The 18,482-nt window shown below is 71.3% G+C and carries 17 protein-coding genes; 14 read left to right on the forward strand and 3 right to left on the reverse strand.

Annotated elements, in window-relative coordinates:
- Positions 1-121: 121 nt before the first annotated feature.
- The 3 genes from ACZ6Z8_RS29040 to ACZ6Z8_RS29050 all read left to right on the forward strand — a co-directional run bounded on the left by ACZ6Z8_RS29040 (position 122) and on the right by ACZ6Z8_RS29050 (position 4,456).
- Positions 122-760, forward strand: coding sequence for an RNA polymerase sigma factor (locus ACZ6Z8_RS29040; RefSeq protein WP_465612984.1), 639 nt, complete (start codon positions 122-124; stop codon positions 758-760).
- Entirely contained in the window at positions 757-1,854 is a 1,098-nt protein-coding gene (locus ACZ6Z8_RS29045) for a CU044_5270 family protein (protein WP_465612985.1), read from the forward strand. Before ACZ6Z8_RS29040 ends, ACZ6Z8_RS29045 begins: the two co-directional genes overlap by 4 nt.
- A 667-nt stretch (positions 1,855-2,521) precedes the next feature.
- Positions 2,522-4,456: an ABC transporter ATP-binding protein gene (locus tag ACZ6Z8_RS29050; RefSeq protein ID WP_465612987.1), complete on the forward strand. Its 1,935-nt coding sequence runs from the start codon at positions 2,522-2,524 to the stop codon at positions 4,454-4,456.
- A 216-nt stretch (positions 4,457-4,672) separates the two neighbouring features.
- Here the strand turns inward: ACZ6Z8_RS29050 and ACZ6Z8_RS29055 are convergent, their stop codons facing one another.
- The gene (locus ACZ6Z8_RS29055; protein WP_465612988.1) at positions 4,673-4,906 is read right to left on the reverse strand and encodes a hypothetical protein; all 234 of its coding nucleotides are present in this window, start codon (positions 4,904-4,906) and stop codon (positions 4,673-4,675) included.
- A 56-nt stretch (positions 4,907-4,962) separates the two neighbouring features.
- Here ACZ6Z8_RS29055 and ACZ6Z8_RS29060 point away from each other — a divergent pair, with 56 nt between their 5' ends.
- The 7 genes from ACZ6Z8_RS29060 (at position 4,963) to ACZ6Z8_RS29090 (ending at position 12,717) form a co-directional block, all read left to right on the forward strand.
- Entirely contained in the window at positions 4,963-5,685 is a 723-nt protein-coding gene (locus ACZ6Z8_RS29060; protein ID WP_465612989.1) for a hypothetical protein, read from the forward strand.
- Positions 5,686-6,602: 917 nt separating this feature from the next.
- Positions 6,603-8,060, forward strand: coding sequence for a hypothetical protein (locus tag ACZ6Z8_RS29065; protein ID WP_465612990.1), 1,458 nt, complete (start codon positions 6,603-6,605; stop codon positions 8,058-8,060).
- 234 nt (positions 8,061-8,294) lie between these two features.
- Positions 8,295-9,449 (forward strand): ParA family protein, encoded by a 1,155-nt coding sequence (locus ACZ6Z8_RS29070; RefSeq protein ID WP_465612991.1) that lies wholly within the window; start codon positions 8,295-8,297, stop codon positions 9,447-9,449.
- Complete coding sequence (locus ACZ6Z8_RS29075; protein WP_465612992.1) at positions 9,446-10,648, forward strand: ParB/RepB/Spo0J family partition protein; 1,203 nt, start codon at positions 9,446-9,448, stop codon at positions 10,646-10,648. Before ACZ6Z8_RS29070 ends, ACZ6Z8_RS29075 begins: the two co-directional genes overlap by 4 nt.
- A 234-nt stretch (positions 10,649-10,882) precedes the next feature.
- Complete coding sequence (locus ACZ6Z8_RS29080; RefSeq protein ID WP_465612993.1) at positions 10,883-11,515, forward strand: TetR/AcrR family transcriptional regulator; 633 nt, start codon at positions 10,883-10,885, stop codon at positions 11,513-11,515.
- A complete protein-coding gene (locus ACZ6Z8_RS29085; RefSeq protein ID WP_465612994.1) occupies positions 11,505-12,122 on the forward strand; it encodes a hypothetical protein in 618 nt (205 codons plus the stop codon). Before ACZ6Z8_RS29080 ends, ACZ6Z8_RS29085 begins: the two co-directional genes overlap by 11 nt.
- The gene (locus ACZ6Z8_RS29090; protein WP_465612995.1) at positions 12,115-12,717 is read left to right on the forward strand and encodes a GNAT family N-acetyltransferase; all 603 of its coding nucleotides are present in this window, start codon (positions 12,115-12,117) and stop codon (positions 12,715-12,717) included. The genes ACZ6Z8_RS29085 and ACZ6Z8_RS29090 overlap by 8 nt, the downstream gene beginning before the upstream one ends.
- Positions 12,718-12,873: 156 nt before the next feature.
- Here the strand turns inward: ACZ6Z8_RS29090 and ACZ6Z8_RS29095 are convergent, their stop codons facing one another.
- A complete protein-coding gene (locus ACZ6Z8_RS29095) occupies positions 12,874-13,314 on the reverse strand; it encodes a hypothetical protein (protein WP_465612996.1) in 441 nt (146 codons plus the stop codon).
- Between the two features lie 166 nt (positions 13,315-13,480).
- On the reverse strand, positions 13,481-14,398 hold the full coding sequence (locus ACZ6Z8_RS29100) for a LysR family transcriptional regulator (RefSeq protein WP_465612997.1): 918 nt from the start codon (positions 14,396-14,398) through the stop codon (positions 13,481-13,483).
- 196 nt (positions 14,399-14,594) lie between these two features.
- Between ACZ6Z8_RS29100 and ACZ6Z8_RS29105 the strand changes: the two genes are divergently transcribed.
- The 4 genes from ACZ6Z8_RS29105 to ACZ6Z8_RS29120 all read left to right on the forward strand — a co-directional run bounded on the left by ACZ6Z8_RS29105 (position 14,595) and on the right by ACZ6Z8_RS29120 (position 18,409).
- The gene (locus ACZ6Z8_RS29105; protein ID WP_465612998.1) at positions 14,595-15,290 is read left to right on the forward strand and encodes a type 1 glutamine amidotransferase domain-containing protein; all 696 of its coding nucleotides are present in this window, start codon (positions 14,595-14,597) and stop codon (positions 15,288-15,290) included.
- Positions 15,291-15,295: 5 nt separating this feature from the next.
- Complete coding sequence (locus tag ACZ6Z8_RS29110) at positions 15,296-15,871, forward strand: TetR/AcrR family transcriptional regulator (RefSeq protein ID WP_465612999.1); 576 nt, start codon at positions 15,296-15,298, stop codon at positions 15,869-15,871.
- Positions 15,872-15,913: 42 nt separating this feature from the next.
- Entirely contained in the window at positions 15,914-16,927 is a 1,014-nt protein-coding gene (locus tag ACZ6Z8_RS29115; RefSeq protein WP_465613000.1) for an NADP-dependent oxidoreductase, read from the forward strand.
- Positions 16,928-17,005: 78 nt separating this feature from the next.
- A complete protein-coding gene (locus ACZ6Z8_RS29120; RefSeq protein ID WP_465613111.1) occupies positions 17,006-18,409 on the forward strand; it encodes an aldehyde dehydrogenase family protein in 1,404 nt (467 codons plus the stop codon).
- Positions 18,410-18,482 lie beyond the last annotated feature (73 nt).

Genomic DNA, 18,482 nt, shown 5'->3' on the forward strand with positions numbered 1-18,482 from the left:
CGTGGGTAACCTGATCGCCGATCAGCCGCACCGGGGGCCCGGCGACGACCCGCCGTCGGGGGCCGATGCGCTGTGACGCGGCCCATACGGAACTCCACCCGCCCGGCGGACAGGGGAAGGTATGGAACTGTCACAACGGGCGCGCCTGCGCGCCGGGGACCAGGACGCGCTCGGCGAGGTCTTCGACACGCACGCCCAGGCCGTGTACGCATACGCGCTGCGCACCCTGGGGAACTGGGCGGCCGCCGAGGACGCGGTGTCGCTCACCTTCCTGGAGGCCTGGCGCCTGCGCGCCGCACTGCACGAGGGCGATGACGACCTGCGCCCCTGGGTCTTCGGGATCGCCACCAACGTGCTGCGCAACACCGCACGGGCCACCCGGCGCCACCGGGCGGCGATGGCGCGCCTGGCCGAGCGCGAGCCCGTACCGGACTTCGCCGACGAACTGGTCTCCCGGATCGACGACGGCGTCCAACTGGCCGCCGTGCAGCGCGCGTTGACGCGTCTGCGCCGTTCCGAGCGCGAGGTGTTCCGGCTCTGCGTGTGGGTGGGGCTCGACTACGCGTCGGCGGCCGAGGCGCTCGGCATCCCGGTGGGCACCGTGCGCTCGCGCCTGTCCCGGGCGCGGGCCCGGCTGCGCACGCTCGCCGACGACGAGCTGCACGGGGCGGCGGGACGGCGGGAACCCGTTCCCGCCGTCGGACAGGTACGGGGTGGCGGCTTCGAGGCCGCCCGGTCGCTGCAGGAGGAGACCCGATGAACAACTCGCCCGAGATGCTCCCCGCCGACCGCCAACGGTTCCTGAAGGAGCACCTGATGAGTGAGATCGCCGCCGGGACGAACGCATCGCGGCCGCTTGCGCGATCGCGATCGCGATCGCGGCGCAGGATGGTGTGGCTGGTCGCCGCCCCGCTGGCGGTCGGCGCGCTGGCGGCCGTCACCGTGGTGGCCGTCCCGGACCGCGGCCACGACGGCGCCGCCCCGGCGGCGCCGGCCTCGTCCGCCTCCTCCGCGTCGCCCACCTCGTCCGCGTCGTCCACCTCGTCCGCGTCGCCCAGCTCGTCCGCCACCCCGCTGCCCGAGCCGACCGACCCCGCGGGTCTGCTCGCCCGCGCCGCGAAGGCCGTCGCGAGCAGCCCCGACCCCGGGGCCAAGGGCACCCAGTTCGTCTACCGGCGGGAGCTCCAGGACGGCGCCCGCGAGACCAGGCACGAGCGCAGGTCGTGGTTCGCGGTCGACGGCCGGTCCGACGGCCTGATCCTGGACCCGACGATGGGCAACGGGCGCACCCCCTGGCCCGCCACGCTGTCGACCGCCTCCGGCGCCCCGCGCACGGCGGGCTTCGACTCCCCCACCTACGAATTCGTCGCCTCGCTGCCCACCGACCCGCAGCAGCTGCTGAAGCAGCTGCTCTCCTTCGACCGCTCCAAGCGGGTGTCGGGGACGCCGATGACGCCGAAGCTGTACAACCAGTTCGCCTTCGCGGACGTCCAGATGATCTTCCAGAACATCGCGGCGCCGCCGGCCGTCGCCGGATCGCTCATGGAGACGGCCGCGAAGATCCCGGGCACGTCCGTGGTCGCCGACGAGGTGGACGCGGCCGGCCGGCACGGCGTCGCGGTGGTCGGCACCAACGGCACCATGCGCGTGTCCCTGATCTTCGACAGGACCACCGGCGCCTTCCTCGGCGTGCGCGAGGTGCTCCTCTCCGACCTCCCGCCGGCCGGCCCCGACGGCCTCCCGCCCACGGGCGACCCGTCCCCGGGCGCCGGCGACGGCAAGGGCTTCGAGTACGCCTCGGCCGTCCTCACCTCGGCCGTCGTCGACAAGGTGGAGGCCGAACCCGCCAGGTGACGGCCCGGCCCGAGGACCGGAGCTCGGAGGCAGCCACGGGGGTGTTGCCTCCGAGCTCCGGTCCTCGGGCCGGGACACGTCCGCCGCCCGAAACCTGATCGGGCAGCCGTCCAACCGATCGGGTGAAACCGGTGATGGCCGTGTGAAGCGCGGTCCTCCGGCCCACCAGGGGGTCCGCGACCGCGCCGTCCCGCCCTGGAGGACCGTGATCGAACAGGCTCTCGCCGCCTGCGCACTGGGTTCCGGGGCCTCCGTCGCGTTCGTGCGCGACCGGCCGGAGGACGCCCCTGCCGGCACCCGGGAGGTGCTCGAAAAGTCCCCATTCGACCCGGGCTCGCCCGGAGGGTAATCCGCTTGAACGGCGCGCTCGAACAGCACCATCATCGGACGCCATCGGCCGTGCGGAATCCGTCAACTCGCCCTGGGGCAAGCCTACTTGCGCTGCCCGGTCGGCTGCTCCGGCACTCCGGCATCCGGCGCTCCGGCGCTTCCGCGCGGCCACGGAGCACTCTGCGTCTGGAGGATCTGTGACCTGTCCCCCCGCCGCCCCGGCGACCCACCTCCCACCCGCCCCGCGCACCTCCGCGGCACGCACCTCTGCGGCACGCACCACTGCGGCACGCATCTCAGCCGCACGCACCTCAGCCGCACGCGAGGGGGCGAACGCATGAGCGCCACCACGACCACGGCACCGGCCGACTCCCCCGACGAGGAACTCCGGTGGCTCGCCGACGGGCGCCGCATCGCGGCGATCGAGGCGATCAGCGTCACCGCGATGGCCCGCCGCCTGCCCGCGCTCGTCGTCCGCGCCTTCCGCCTCGGCTGGCGCATCGACCGGGCCTCCGTCGCGCTGCTGCTGACCTGCCAGGCGGTGTCCGCGGTGCTCGGCGCGGCTGGCCTGTTCGCGACGACCGGCACGATCTCGGCGCTGTTCGGCCCGGGCCGGCTCGACGACAAGCTCGCCCACGCCGTGCCGTCGATCCTCGTGATCGCGGCCGCGGCCGGCGCCCGCTCCCTGCTGGGCATCACGATCCGGACCGTCACCATCCACCTGTCCCCGCGCATCTCCCGGGAGGCGGAGGCCGCGGTGCTGCGCGCCACCGTGGCGGCCGAGCTGACCGCCTACGACCACGCCGGCTACAACGACGAACTGGAGGCCGCCGACCGCGGCGCCGAGGTCTGCGTGGACATCGTCGGGGAGGCGCAGAACCTGCTCGCCGCCCTCGCCTCGCTCGTCGGCGCGGCCGGTGTGCTGACCGTGCTCCACCCCGCCCTGCTGCCCCTGCTGGTCCTGGCGGCGCTGCCGCAGGGGATCGCGTCGGTGCACGCCGCCCGGGTGCAGTTCCTGGCGAACCGGGCGGCGGTCGGCGACCGCCGGATCATGGCGAACCTGCGCTGGTACATCCACCTCAAGCGCAACGCCGACCAGGTCCGCTCCGACACCATGGGCGAGTTCCTGCTCGCCAAGTACGACCAGGTCGGCCGGCGCCTGGACGCCACCTCGCGGCGGGCGGCGAGGCAGAGCGCCCGGGTGTCGGTGATCGGGGCCGCCGCGTCCGGTCTCGGCACCGCGGTCGTGTGGGGCGCGATGCTGTGGCTGGTCAGCACCGGCCGGATGAGTCTGCCGCGCGGCGGCGCCGCGGTGTTCGCCCTGACCGCGGTCAGCACCAGCCTGCACGGCATCGTCGGCTACGGCGCGGACCTCTTCCGCACCGGCATGTACCTGGACGACTGGTCGAGCTTCCTCGACACCGCCGGCGGGCACCGCCCCCGGCGCGGCACCGGAACGCCCGAGCCCCCGCGCCGGATCGCCGTCGAGAACCTCGGCTACGCCTACCCCGCCTCCGACCGCAGGGCGCTGGACGGGGTCAGCCTGCACGTCGAACGCGGCGAGATCCTCGCCCTGGTCGGGGAGAACGGATCCGGCAAGACCACCCTCGCCAAGCTCCTGGCGGGGCTCTACCTGCCCGACACCGGCTCGGTGCGCTGGGACGGCCGCGACACCCGCGACCTGGACCCACAGGCGCTGTGGCGCCAGGTCGCCGTGGTCCCGCAGGACTACGCGCGCTGGCCGCTGACCTGCCGCGAGAACATCACCCTGGGCCAGCCCACCGCCGAGGGCGACGCGGCCGTGCTGCGCGCCGCCGACGCCTCCGGGGCGGCCGACGTCGTCGCCAAGCTCCGCCGGGGCCTGTCCACCCTGCTGGCGGTGGAGTGGATGGGCGGCGAGGAACTGTCCGGCGGCCAGTGGCAACGCCTGGCGATCGCCCGGGCGTTCCACCGCGAGGCCGGCCTCCTCGTCCTCGACGAGCCCACCGCCGCCCTCGACCCGCGCGCCGAGCACCGCATCTTCCAGAACCTGCGCGCCGTCGCCCGCGAGCGGGCCGTCGTCCTGGTCACCCACCGGCTCACCAACGTGGCCGTCGCCGACCGGATCGTCGTCCTGGAAGACGGCCGGATCCTCCAGCAGGGCACCTTCGCCGAGCTGGTGGCCGACGAGGGCGGCCGCTTCAGGGAACTGTGGGACCTGCAGAACGAGCGCACCGGCCTGCCCTCCCAGCGGGCCGAACCGGTCCGGAAGAACCAGGAGCCCCTCCAGTGATCGACTTCGACCCTGCTGGGCGACCTCACCGGTCAGTTGGAGGAACGCGCCGAAGAACTCCAGGCCGACGGGCTGCCAACCGTCAGCTGATCGGTCGACCCAACACCAGCCATTGACTCCCGGACAAGGGCGTGGCCGGACGCAACAACCCTTCCATCACGCCCTCGTCCGACTGGTTTCCGACCGCAAGGGCCGGCACGAGCACGAGTGTGCGCCTCACCTACCCCGTCCGGCGAACAGATCCGCGAGGAAGCCGGCATCGAGATCACCGGGCTGCGTCCCCTCCCCGACCCGCACCACGATCTCGGCCTTCCGCTCACCCGCGTCCTGCACGCCGTCCGGGACGGTCCCGAGGGCGGCCTGCGGCTCGTTGACGAGGGCCTGGCCGTGCGCATCGTCCCCTTCGACTTCGACGAGGTGCTCGGCCTCAAGGTCCCGCCGTACATGCACAACTACCTGCCGCTGCTCGCCGCGGCGACGGCCGAACGGCCCACGCGGAGGAACTCGTGTCCCAGCTCGACCACACCGATCACCTGGAGAACACCGACCGGCTGTTGCCATCGATGTCAGCAGCGGGTACTAGCGTCCACAGCATGGGCTTCACCAGTGTTTGGGCGATCAGCAGCCACCCCGACTCTTTCATCTGCGAGCTGTCTCCCCGTCTGCTGCCGGCGATGGAAGCGGACCGGTCCCAGCCTCTCGCGCAACAACGGTGGTCGCTGTGGCAGCAGGCCCCCTTGCCTGATTACCGTACGTGGTACAGAAGTCCAGGATTCACGGCGGCGGACGGTGCCGCGGTGGAGTCGTTCCGGAAACTCACGGCGCCGGGGCTGCACGTTGACGACTTGAGCTCAGGCCTGGTCGATCCGGACTTCTCCGTGATCGATGACGTGTGGGCGGACCTGCCGGCGGAGGGGATGTTCGTCTCCGTCAATTCCAAGGACTACGCGGTCGCATCCTTCTTCCATGCCATCGGCCCGGCCCGTGCGGCTCTCCTACCCGGTTGGTGCGGCAACTTCCTCCTCACCTCCGCCCAGGTCCGCCAGACCCTGCCAGGCGTGGAGCGCGCTCTCACCTTCACCCAGGACGAACGCGCCACGGCGGACGCCCAGGACTGGCTGTACTACTCGCCCACGAACGAGTGCGTCCTCGACGGCCCGTTGCGCATCTGGCGCGCCGCCGCCGACGACGGACTCGGCCTGTGCGGGCTGGCCGTACACGTTTCCTGATCCGCTTCCGTACCGATCCGTCCGCTTCGAAATCGCTGGCACCGTCCGAACCCCGGCAGAGCAATCAGAGGCTCTGCGCGCTCAACCATCTCGGACTCCCGCTCTCGTACGAACTCCAGGACCGCCCGGCACAGATCTGCGTCGTACGAGTCCTTGGTGTTCAGCCTGAAGACGTGTCGACCATCGGAGCCGACCATCGCCATCAGCGTGAACGCGGGAGAGGGCGACCATTCCCAGGTACCCGGAAGCCCTGGGAACGGCCGCGCCTTGGGCAGCGCGGACAGCTTCGAGGCGATGTCGATCATCAGGCTTCCCTTGCTCGGCTGACGGCTCTTGTTCGGCTTGGCTCGCTGCGGACACCGCGGGCGTGGAGCGCAGAGCACTTCACCTTCTGGATGCGCCGACCGGCCACATCATCCGGGCTCACCGTTGGGTGATCGTGTCAGCCGAGGTGGTGAGGATCAACCGGATCCGATGGACAGCGGATACCCGGGCTGACAGATCCCGTCTCGGGGTCCGGGCTCCATCTGCAGGACAGATGGCGCGGGTGCTCCGACACCCGCGGCGGCCCGGGCTGCAGCCTCATGTTCACCACTGATGACGGCACCCAGCGTCTCTCGGTGCGTGACCCGGGATGGGACGTGCCCGACAGCGCGGAGGTGGAACGGCGCGCTCTGCTGTCACCTACGCAGCCACCACGACGAGCAGCGGACAACGGACAGAACTGGTGGACCTACTTAACGACAGCGCCCGGCCGAGGCACTTCCTGCCGGAGGTCGCTGATCGGATCACCTGGTACTCCGGCCTCGCGACGTTGGTGTTGTCCGCGGACAACACCAACGCCCCAGGGGGTCTTCCCTTTGCCCAGCAGGGGCTGCACTGTGGTGGGTGCGGATCCGGCGGACGGGGTGGGTGGATTGGGCGATCAGCGTGACACGCGGAATGAGATCAGCCACAGCACCATCCACGGCAACGTGTTCATGGGCGGCATCGTCTCCGTGCTGGCGGGCCTGCGCCCTCGCCCTCGCCTGCTGATAGCCGTGGCATGCGCACTGGCACTCCTGGGCGCGGGCACGACGTACTTGGCGCTGCACGGAACGGGCGGCAGCGGGCCGGAACTCAGTGCCCGCTACGACCCCGAACGCGGGGACGCCAACACAACCGCGGTCGTCCCGAAGACCGTCACGCCGACGGAGCTCCCCGTCGTCACCGACTGCGGTGCCGCCAGAACGTGGTCGCACGCGCAGGGCGGCACGGACGTGGGTGCCTCGCCGCTCTCGGTCTCGATGGTCGGCGCCGGCCACACCGTGGCGATCGAGCAGGTGCGGGCGACCGTTGTGGGCGAGCCCTACGACCCGCTGCCCGGCACGCTCGTGGATTGCACCGGCCAGGGGGAAGGCAAGAAGATCGACATGGCCGTCGACCTGGACGCCACTAATCCCGTCGCGCTGATCGCGGCATCCGGGCCGGTGTCGTTCGCCCCGTACTTCACCGACAAGTACCTCTACCTGGAAAACCAGAAGCCCGAGATCATCAGCCTGACCGTGCTCGCGACCCGGCACAGCTACGACTACGTGCTCACGGTCGAGGGCACCCTCGACGGCAAGCACCACACCTGGACGCTGAAGGACGGTGCCCGCCCGTTCCACATCTCCGGCGTACGGATGGAACGCGGCACCATGCTGAACACCCACGGGAGGGGCTGGGAAACCGACTACCGCAGGGACGCCGGTGAACGCATTCGCTGCAACCCGTGCTTCGACGAGGACGAGAAGGAGATCCCGGGCACCGCAGTCGCCGCCGCTCCGGTCGGCTACAGCTTCTCGTCCGCGCCCGGGGCCGATCCCACGGAGCCGCCGGCCCCGCCGGTGGAGCGCCCTGCCGCCCCGACGCCGCCGCTGACGACGGACCAGCACGACGCGGAGTCCGTCGCGATCGCCTGGGCGGTCACCTCCGGCAGCTTCGACGTGTCCCGCGGCGACACCGGACCGGCGGCAGTCCTGAACAGGGCCCGCAGATATCTGACGCCCGAGCTGGCTGCCTCCGGCGGAGGATTGAACGCGTGCGCGGGGGACAGCGCGACCTGGCCGGCCGAGGTGTCCGTGCGGCGGGGCTGGTCGGTGGTCATGGATGCGACCGCGAGGCCCCTGGAGGGCCACACCGACCCGCGCGAGCTCGCCGGCGATCTGGTCGGACTGGAAGCCGGCATCACGTGTGCCTATGCGGCGGACAACGGCTGGCACCAGACACCCCGGGGCGGCGTCACCGCGCGCCTTCAGCTCCACCGCCAGCCTGATGGCAGCTACCTGATCTCCGACATCACCAAGGTGGAGTACAACTTCCCGGCACTCGCCGACCCCACCCTGCAGCCCTGAAGGACCCGACCAGGCCGCCCGATCCGTCGGACTCCGTCCCTGTTCGTGTTGTCCGCGGACAACACAGATGTCCGCCGGGCGTCACCTGCGGCGGGTTGATCCGGTCGATAGCGACCAATGTTGTCCGCGGACAACATCGGCACGGCACAGGACGATCACGGAATCGGATGGAAAGTCTGAATTGCCCCGTGTCACGGGGGCTGACATAGGGCCAGAGGTTAGTAAACTCCCCCCATGACCGCACCCTCCATGCCCGATGACCGCGACAAGGTAGTTACCAAACTCCCTCAACAGTTGCGCCGGGAGCTGAAGATCCGCGCCGCCACCGTCGGCATCCCCATCCAGGACGCTGTCACCCAGGGCATCCAGGCATGGCGGGAGGCCGCCCACCCGCTCGACCTGATCGACACCGCCCGCTCCGACTCGTTCTCCACCTACGTGCCCTCGGCGCTGTACAAGGGCTTCCGCGAGGACTGCTCGGGCCGTGGACTTCCCTACAACCAGGGCCTCGCCCAGGCGATTCGGCTGTGGCTCGACGCCAACCCCCTCCCCCACCCCAGCCGCCCGCAGACCGGAGCCCGACGCGTGGCCTTCGGCAACCAGAAGGGCGGCGTCGGCAAGACGGCCATGTCCGCGGGAGTCGGTCAGGCCCTCGCCGAGATGGGCTACCGGGTCTGCCTGGTCGACTTCGACCCCCAGGGCCACCTCACCAAGCAGTTCGGCCACGACCACCTCCCCATCAAGGGCGACAGCCTCGTCAAGAACATGTGCGGCGAACGCCAGGCGGACCTGCGCGACCTGCTCATCGAGATCCCGGGCGAGACGTTCGGAGATCGCCTGCACCTCCTGCCGGCCTGCACCGACGGGTTCCTCCTCGATGCCAAGCTCGTCTCCTCGCGGGAGATCCGCGTCAAGGAGACCGCACTTGAGAAGGCCCTCAGCGCCGTCGAGCGCGAGTTCGACTTCGTGATCGTCGACTGCCCCCCGAGCCTCGGCTACGCGATGGACAACGCGATCTACTACGCGCGCACCCGTGAGGGCGAGCCCGAGGGAAGCTCCGGGATCGTCATCCCGGTGCAGGCCGAGGACTCCTCCGCCGACGCCTACACCCTCCTGCGCGAGCAGATCGACTCCCTCTGCGACGACCTCGACATCCAGGTCCACGACCTGGGATTCGTCGTCAACCTCTACGACGTCCGCAAGGGGTACGTCGTGACCTCCTCTCTCGACGCCTGGAGGAGCCTCGGCCACCCGGAGGTGATCGCTGTCGTGAACGACCTGAAGGACCAGCGCGAGGCCGTGCGGATGAAGACGCCGCTCCTCGTGCACGCCCCCGACAGTGACCAGGCCGACGTCATGCGCGACATCGCGAGGAGGATCGCCCGATGAAGGCAGCCGACCGACTCGGGACCGGAGGCGCGTTCGGGGCCATCAGCCGCACACCCCGCAGCGAGCGGGGTCGGGCCAAGGCCCAGGCCGAGGGGTCGATCCCGGACTACGAGATCCAGCGGATCCCCTTGGCCAGGGTCGCTCTGTGCCCGATGAACCCCCGTCGCTACTACGGCACCGAGGAGCAGCGCGAAGCACTCGGGCAGAGCCTGGCGAAGAAGCAGACGACGGCATGTGTGGCGGTGACCCGCGCCGCCTACCTCGCCCTGTGGCCCAGTCATGTGCGCCTGATCAGTGAGGAAGCCGAGTTCGTCCTCCTCAACGGCGAGCGGCGGTGCCGTTCCGCCGCGCAGGTGGGGCTCGATGTCCTCGACTTCGTGGTCCGTGACGACCTGGCGACCAGCCCGGCCGACTTCATGGACTACCTCATGGCCGAGAACGAGGACCGCGAGGACTTCAACATCATCGAGCGGGCCATGGGCCTCGAACAGCTCCTCAAGGCCTGCGACGGCAACGCCGCCGAGGTCGCCCGCCGCCGCGGCCGCGACCGTTCCTGGGTGGGCAACCAGATCCTGCTCCTGACCCTCCCCTCGGCGATCCAGGACCGGCTGGCCAGCGGCGAGATGGCCGAGCGCTACGGCCGGCGCCTGGCCCGGGCCTACAAGGACGACAAGTCGCTGACCACCGACGACCTCCTGGCCCTCGAAGAGCGGCTCAAGGAGGAGGAGCGCGCCAAGCGCATCGCCTCACGAGACGCTCTCAAGATGTTGTCCGCGGACAACACCCCTGCCTCGCTCGCACAGCCCGCTGTTGCCGAGTCACCGCAGGCCTTCGTGTTGTCCGCGGACAACACGGAGCCGGTCAGCGCGTCGACAGGGAGAGAAGCCCCGGCACCGGCGGCCGCATCGGAGCGGAGGATGTTGTCCGCGGACAACACGAGGCGACCCGTGCCGCCGCCGGACGGGCAGACCGGCGCACTGGTGCCTGCTGAACAGAAGCTCGCCGATGGTCCTGTCGACTCTCCGCAGGCCCCGCTGCCGAGGCAGACGCCCGCCCCGGACCCGGTGCCTTCCCGCACCGCGTACCAGCTCGTACGAGCGCTCGGAGAGACCGTCGAAGAGCAAGCCGCGACCCTTCGCGCGGGGCTGGACACCGATGGGTTCCTCGCCCTGGTCGAAGCATTGAACTCTCACGTCTGACTCCGCTTGATCGTCGTCCCGCACCGCTCTCGATGTTGTCCGCGGACAACACCCGTTCGGAAGCTCGTCGGCATCGACGGACCGTAGAACGCGCCGGAGGCCCGGTGCCCCGCTGACCACCAGGGTGCAGCGGGGCACCGGGCCTTCGGCATTCACCGGTCCAGAACCGCGACCCGCCCCATGAACCAGAGGGGTGTACTAGCGGTACACCCCTCTGGTGCGTATCATGAGGCCATGCCACTTCCTCGTTTCGACCGCCTGCCCGCCGAACGCCGGGAGCACATCCTGAGAGTCGCGCGTCGGCACTTCGCCGAGCACGGCGCCGAAGGCGCCTCCTACAACAAGATCATCGAGGCGGCAGGAGTCTCCAAGACCGCCGCCTACCACTACTTCGACGGCCGGGAGGACCTGCTCACCGCGGTCCTCGACGGAGTCCTCGACCGACTGCTGGAGGCCCTCGGACCCTGGGAGCCGGCCCGCGACGAGGAGGACTTCGGCGCCCGGTTCACCGCTGGCTCCGCCGCCCTCGCCGCCCACCTGAGGGACCACCCCGAGGACCTGGCCCTCGCCGACGCTGCCATCGGGCGCAGCGACGGAAGCCCGTGGCTCGACTGGTTCGGCGCCCTGGTCACGGACGGCCGTCGGCTCGGGATGATCCGTACCGATGTGGACCACGCACTGATGGCGTCGACGACCGCCGCCGTCGTCCGGGCCGCGGACGCCTGGGCCGTGGCCCTGATGACGAGCGGATCACTCGAAGGCCTCCCGGAGGGTGATCCCCCGGACCAGCTGTGGAGGCTCCTGCGCGGCCTGTGGGGCGCAGCGGCGACCGCGGCCCCCGGACAGGAGCCGAACGATGCGCACTGACCTGAGGATCTCCTGGGAGATACCGGCCACCCCGTCCGGCCTCGCCGGCCGCCTGGAACGGTTCATGGGTCCGGGCAAGTCCCGCTCCGAGTCCGTGGTGGAGACCATCGGCCTCCTCGGCTGTGCCCTGCTGCTGGCCGCCGGACTGTGGAGCTCGGGAGCCGCACGCGACTGGTCGACAGGGCAACTCGCCGTGATCGCCGTGGCCGGGCTCGACCTGATCGGCGGGGTCCTGACCAACGCCACCAACGCCGCGAAGCGTTATTACCACCGGGCCGACCCGGCGGCGCGGCGCGCCCGGCTGCTGTTCGTCTCGGCGCACCTGATCCACCTCGCCGCGATGGGGCTGTACGTCCTCTCCGGCGACCTCGCCTGGACCTCGGCGAATGCCGCGCTGCTCCTCGGCGGGGCGGTGGCGGTGGAGTTCGTGCCTGTCCACCTCAAACGGCCCGTGGCGATGGCGGCGTTGATGGCAGCCGTCCTGGTCAACCTGTTCTGGCTGCCGGTGCCGACCACGCTTGCCTGGTTCGCGCCCCTGTTCTTCCTCAAACTGCTCGTCTGCCACCTCGTGCCCGAGGCGCCCCTGGAGCGGGGTCGGGATGTCTGAGGACCTGACTGCCGCGGCCTCCCTCCGGATCGACACCGACCCCGACCCGGCCGCCTGCGCCGATCTGCTGGCCGCCGCGTTCGGCCGGGAGCCGGCCGTCTCCTGGATCTGCGGCGGCGCGCACTCCGCCCGCGCTCGGTGGTTCCGCGCCACCCTGCGCACCCACGCCGGCCTCACCGGGGCCCGCCGTGCGGCTCTGGTGGACACCGACGAACGGCTCCTGGCGGCAGCCGTCCTGACCCCGCCGGGCGCGACCCCACCCGTCGGCGCCCGCGCGCTCTGGGCGGCCCGGACCGTGCTGAGCAGCGGGCCGCAAGCCCTCGGCCGGACCCTGCGCTATCTGGACGCCACCGAGGGCGGGGCCCCCGCAGGGGCCTGGACCCTGGAGTTCGTCGGAGTCCGCCCGGAGCTCACCGGCCGTGGAGCGGGCCGCACCCTCCTGGACCACGTCCTGACGACGACGCCGGGAACGGTCTACCTGACCACGGCGGACCCGGCCAACGTCCCGCTGTACCGCCACTTCGGCTTCACCACGCTCGGCGAGATCCCGCTGGGACCGCTGACCGTCACATCGATGGCCCGGGTTCCGAGCTAGAAGACTGATGAAGATCGTGGGAGTCTGGCCCCGCCGCTCGCGGCGGGGCCAGACTCTTCGTTGTGCTTCCGTACCGACCCGTCCGCCTCGAAACCGCCGGCACCGTCCGTCGCCTCGGCCCGGCCGGCTTCGCCCGTCGGTCGTGCGGCCGGGCCTCTACCGATCGGCGAGCAGCACGTCGTGCAGTCCCTCGGCGAAGACCGGGTACACGTGCCGGTCGGTGCCGGAGCCCGGCATCTCAAGCTTCTTGAGCTGTCCGCCGACGATGTGGGAGACGAGCGGTACGGGCAGGGCGTCGGGCCAGAGGCCGGTCCGCTTGCCTTCGGTGAGCACGCGGCGGAAGGCGCCGGTCGATCCCCGGAGGTTCCGGCCGTTCGCCCTCAGCTCCGCTGCGGCGCACTCGCCTCGGCCCTGGACGACCTGGAGCAGGATCTGCTGGGCGCGGGGCGGGAGCCGGTCGTAGTACGAGCGGGCCCGCTCCGCGGTCCAGCGGTCGTCGGGCACCGTGGTCACGACGGCGGTCGGCATGGTGGCGAGGGCGAGCAGCTTCTCAAGGGCCTCGGGGGTCGGGTCCTCCACCGTGATCGTGATCTTCATGGCTGACACCTTCGCAGCCCAGGGCGCTGAACACAAATAACCACGCTAAACGCGTGTCAGATGAACTCAGCGGCCACCACCCCGGACCGCGCACCGGCGAGGCGATCCCGCATCGCGGATCAGCTCACCGCAGGTGAGGAGGGATCGTGATCGGCTGCGGCCGGGCTCAGGCCTCGTGGGCGGTGCGCAGGAGGTGGTCGCGGACCAGTGCGACATGGGGATTCGCGGACGATCCCGGGCGCTGGACCAGGAAGCCGGTGTTGATCGGCGGGTCGTCCGGGTCGTTGAGGAGGGCCAGAGTGCCTGAGGCCAGGTCTGCGGCGCACAGGTAGCGCGGCAGCACGCTGAATCCGGCGCCGCCGACGACGGCCTCCTTGACCGCCCTCAGGTCGGGCACGGTGACGGTCGGGCGGCAGGTCAGGCGCCTGCCGAAGACATGGCGCCAGTAGCGGCGGACGATCGGCAGGTCCTCCGCGTACGAGACGAGCGGCACTCCGTGCAGGGCTGCGGGTCCCTCGGTGGCAAGGGGCGATCCGATCCGTTCGGCCCATGAAGGTGCGGCGACCAGGACGAACTCCTCGTCGGCCAGCGGTACGGAGGCGAGCGCGCGGCCGCGTGGGCGCAGGGTGGCCACCACCAGGTCGTGCCGGCCCGCGCGCAGTCCGTCGAGCAGGTCGTCGGTGAGGCCGAAGGCGACGCGCAGGCGCACCCCCTTGTCGACGAGCGGGGCGAGCGTCGGCATCACGCAGTGCGTGACGTACTCGGCGGGCCCCGCCAGGTGCACGGGCTCCGCGTCGCTCCCGCCGAAGAGGGCGCCGCCGCTGACCGGGCCGAGGGCGTCCAACGGCTCCATGACCCGCGCGGCCAGCTCGTCGGCGAACGGGGTCGGGGCGACGCCGCGGGACAGCCGCTCGAACAGCTCCCGGCCCAGCTGGCTCTCCAGTGAACGGATCTGCGTCGTCACTGTCGGTTGTGACAGGCCCAGCACACGGGCGCCCGCGGTGAAGGCGCCGGCGCGGTACACCGCGAGGAACGTGCGCAGCAGATTCAGATCGAGGAGGCCGCTGCCCTGCGGCGACGGCATTCCCGGCTGTCCATCGGGATCCCTATCTCTCACATGTACGAGCCTATTGGATTCCGATGGGGAAGGGTTCTACCTTCGAGGACATCGCCGCACTGACGAACTGAGTGCGAAGTGTCAGTGCTTCGGAAACGTCAGCGGCGACGTACCCGTACCCGTCCCCTCTCCGGGACGGACCCGCACGCTCGGAGCACCCCTCATGTCGAAGATCCTCTTCGTCGTCACCGGCGCCGACCACTGGACGCTGGCCGACGGCACCAAGCACCCCACCGGCTTCTGGGCCGAGGAGGCCGTCGCTCCCTACCAGGCCTTCAAGGCGGCCGGTCACGCGATCGTGGTCGCCACGCCCGGCGGCGTCGTTCCCTCCGTCGACCGGGGCAGCCTCGCCCCCGAGGTCAACGGCGGGCAGGAGAACGCCGACCGCATCGCCGACGCCCTGGCCGGCTTCAGCGAGCTGCAGTCGCCGATCAAGGTCGAAGACGTCAACCTCGACGACTACGCGGCCGTCTTCTACCCCGGCGGCCACGGCCCCATGGAGGACCTCGCGGTCAACGCCGACTCCGGCCGCCTCCTCACCCTCGCCCTGGAGTCCGGCAAGCCGCTCGGCGTGGTCTGCCACGCCCCGGCCGCGCTGCTGGCGGCCGTCAGGGCCGACGGCAGCAACGCCTTCGCCGGCTACGACGTCGCCGCCTTCACCAACGCCGAGGAGACCCAGGCCGGCTTCGCCGACAAGGCGAAGTGGCTGCTGCAGGACCGCCTCACCGAGGCCGGCGTGAACGTCCGGGTCGGCGAGCCGTGGGCGCCGAACGTGGTCGTCGACCGCAACCTGGTCACCGGCCAGAACCCGGCCTCCTCCGCCCCGCTGGCCGTCGAACTGCTCAAGAAGCTGGCCTGACCCCGATGGGCACCGACCGGCTCGACGAGGTCCTCGACGCCACGTACGACTGCCTGACCAGGTACGGCGTGCGGCGCACCACGATGGACGACATCGCCACCACCATGGGCGTGTCCCGGTCCGCGGTCTACCAGTACGTGCGCAGCAAGGACGACGCCTTCCGGCGGCTCGCCGGGCGCCTGCACGAGCAGGCGCTCGTGCGAGCCCGCCGGGCGGCGGCCGACACCAGCCTTCCGTACGCCGCCCGCGTCCGGGGCGTCCTCGCCGCCAAACTCGAACTCGTCCTCGCCCTGTCCGGCGACTCCCCGCACACGGCCGAACTCCTCGACGACAAGGCCCGCCTCTTCGGCGGGATATGTTCCGACTTCACCGCGGAGCTGCGCCGCCTGCTCACCGGACTCTTCGCCGAGGCGGGCACCGTCGAAGGGGTCGGGCCCGCCAGGGCCGCGGACCTCTGCATCGCGCTCGTGGTCGGCCTGGAGAACGCGACGGACGCGCACCGCCTGCTGCCCCTGGGATCCGATGCCCTCGTGGCCGGTCTGCTGGGCGTACCCGTCTCCGCCGTGGCCGCGGGCAGCTGACCTCCCCGCCTCCCTCACCCTGCACTACTCCCTAGGATCGTCATGTCTTCTTCCAGCCGTGAATGGCGCCTCGTCGCCCGCCCCGTCGGCGAGCCCAAGGACTCGGACGTCGCGTTCGAGACGACCACCGTGCCCGACCCGGGCCCCGGCCAGGTCGTCGTCCGCAACGACTACCTCTCCGTCGACCCCTACATGCGCGGGCGGATGAACGAAGGCGAGTCCTACATCCCGCCGTTCGAGCTGGGCGAGGCCATGACCGGCTCGGCCGTCGGCACCGTCGTCGCCTCACAGGCCCCCGAGGTCCCGGTCGGCGCGACCGTCACCCACTTCCTCGGCTGGCGCGAGTACGCCCTGCTGGGTGCCGCCGACGTCCAGCTCGTCGACCCCGACCTCGCCCCCGCCCAGGCCTACCTGGGTGTCCTCGGCACCACCGGCCTGACCGCTTGGGCCAGCCTCAAGGAGGTCGCCCCGGTCAAGGAGGGCGATGTCGTCTTCATCTCCGGTGCCGCGGGCGCCGTCGGTTCCGTCGCCGGGCAGTTCGCCCGCAAGCTCGGTGCCTCGCGCGTCATCGGCTCGGCCGGCGGCCCGGTCAAGGCGAAGCGGCTGACCGAGGACTTCGGCTACGACGTCGGTCTGGACTACCGCGCGGGCGACATCGCCGGGCAACTCGCCGCCGCCGCTCCGGACGGAATCGACGTCTACCTCGACAACGTCGGAGGCGACCACCTCGACGCCGCACTCCGGACCATGAACCTGCGCGGCCGCGTCGCCCTGGTCGGCGCCATCTCGATGTACAACGCCACCGAGCTGCCCGCAGGCCCGCCGCACCTGCCGCTCGCCATCGGCAAGCGCATCAACCTGCGCGGCATGAACGTCAGCGACCACTTCCACCTCGTGCCGGACTTCGCCCGGCAGGTCGGCGGCTGGCTCAAGGACGGCTCGCTCGTCACCGACGAGACCGTCGTCGACGGCATCGAGAACGCCTTCGAGGCCTTCCAGGCCATGATGCGCGGCGCCAACACGGGCAAGATGCTCGTCCGCCTCCCGCAGGCCTGACCTCGCCCGACCGGCCTGAACCCGTCCGGCACGGACCCCGTCCGGCACAGAACCCGTCCGGCACAGACCCCCCGGAGGATCCGCCGTGTTCAGCCGAGTCGGGTCCGTCAACCACCGCACCGACCTGCCGGCCGGCGCCCGCTGACCAGCACCAGGAGTACCACCGCCATGTCTGACATCGAAGCCCTCGTCGCGTCGCTGCGGGCCACGTTCCGCTCCGGCAGGACCAAGCCGCTCGCCTGGCGCCGCGCTCAACTGACCGCCCTGCGCGCCCTGTTCACCGACAACCGCGACGCCATCGCCGACGCCCTGTACGCCGATCTGCGCAAGCCGCGCGCCGAGGCGCACGCCGCCGAGATCGACCTCCCGATCCACGAGATCGACCACACCCTCGCCCACCTGGAGGAGTGGCTGGCCCCCGAGCCGCTCGGCTCCCAGTCCCTGGCCGGGCTGCCGGAGGGCACGACCGCCGGAACCCACTACGAACCGCTGGGCACCGTCCTCGTCATCGCCCCCTGGAACTACCCGGTCCAGCTGTCGCTCGTCCCCGTCGCCGGGGCGCTCGCCTCCGGCAACACCGTCCTCCTCAAGCCGAGCGAACTCGCCCCCGCCACCTCGGCGTTGATGGCCCGCCTGGTACCGGAGTACCTCGACCGGGACGCGGTCGCCGTCGTCGAGGGCGCGGTGCCCGAGACCACCGAGCTGCTCGCCCAGCGCTTCGACCACATCTTCTACACGGGCAACGGCACCGTCGGCCGCATCGTCATGCGCGCGGCGGCCGAGCACCTCACGCCCGTCACGCTCGAACTGGGCGGCAAGTCCCCGGTATTCGTCGACGGCGACATCGACATCGACACGGTCGCGACCCGCCTGGCCGGAGCCAAGTTCCGCAATGCCGGCCAGACCTGCGTCGCCCCCGACTACGTCCTGACCGACCCGGCCACCGCCCAGCGCCTGGCAGCCGCACTCGGCGAGGCCACCGAGCGCCTGTTCGGCAGCGACCCGCAGACCTCGGACGCGTACGGACGCCTCGTCAACCAGCGCCACTTCGACCGGGTCGCCGCCCTCCTCGACTCCGGCACCCTCGCCTTCGGCGGCACGACCGACCGCGACGACCTCTACATCGCCCCCACCGTCCTGACCGGCGTGAAGGCCGAGGACCCGGTCATGCGGGAAGAGATCTTCGGTCCCGTCCTGCCGATCGTCGAGGTCGCGGACCTGGACGAGGCCATCGCCTTCATCAACGACCGCGACAAGCCGCTGGCCCTGTACGGCTTCACCGGCAACGAGACCACGCGCGCCCGCCTCGCCGCCGAGACCTCGTCCGGAGGCCTCGGATTCGGCCTGCCCATGGCCCACCTCCGCGTACCCGACCTGCCCTTCGGCGGCGTCGGTGAGTCCGGCCTCGGCAGCTACCACGGCCCCCACTCCATCGCCACGTTCAGCCACCGCCGCGCCCGCCTCGACGTGCCGCTGACCTGACCCCACCACCTCCCGCCGCACCGCCCCGCTCGTGGACCTCCACGGCGGGGCGCCCGCCTTCACCCGACGGTCC

The sequence above is a fragment of the Kitasatospora sp. NPDC101108 genome (assembly GCF_055584725.1).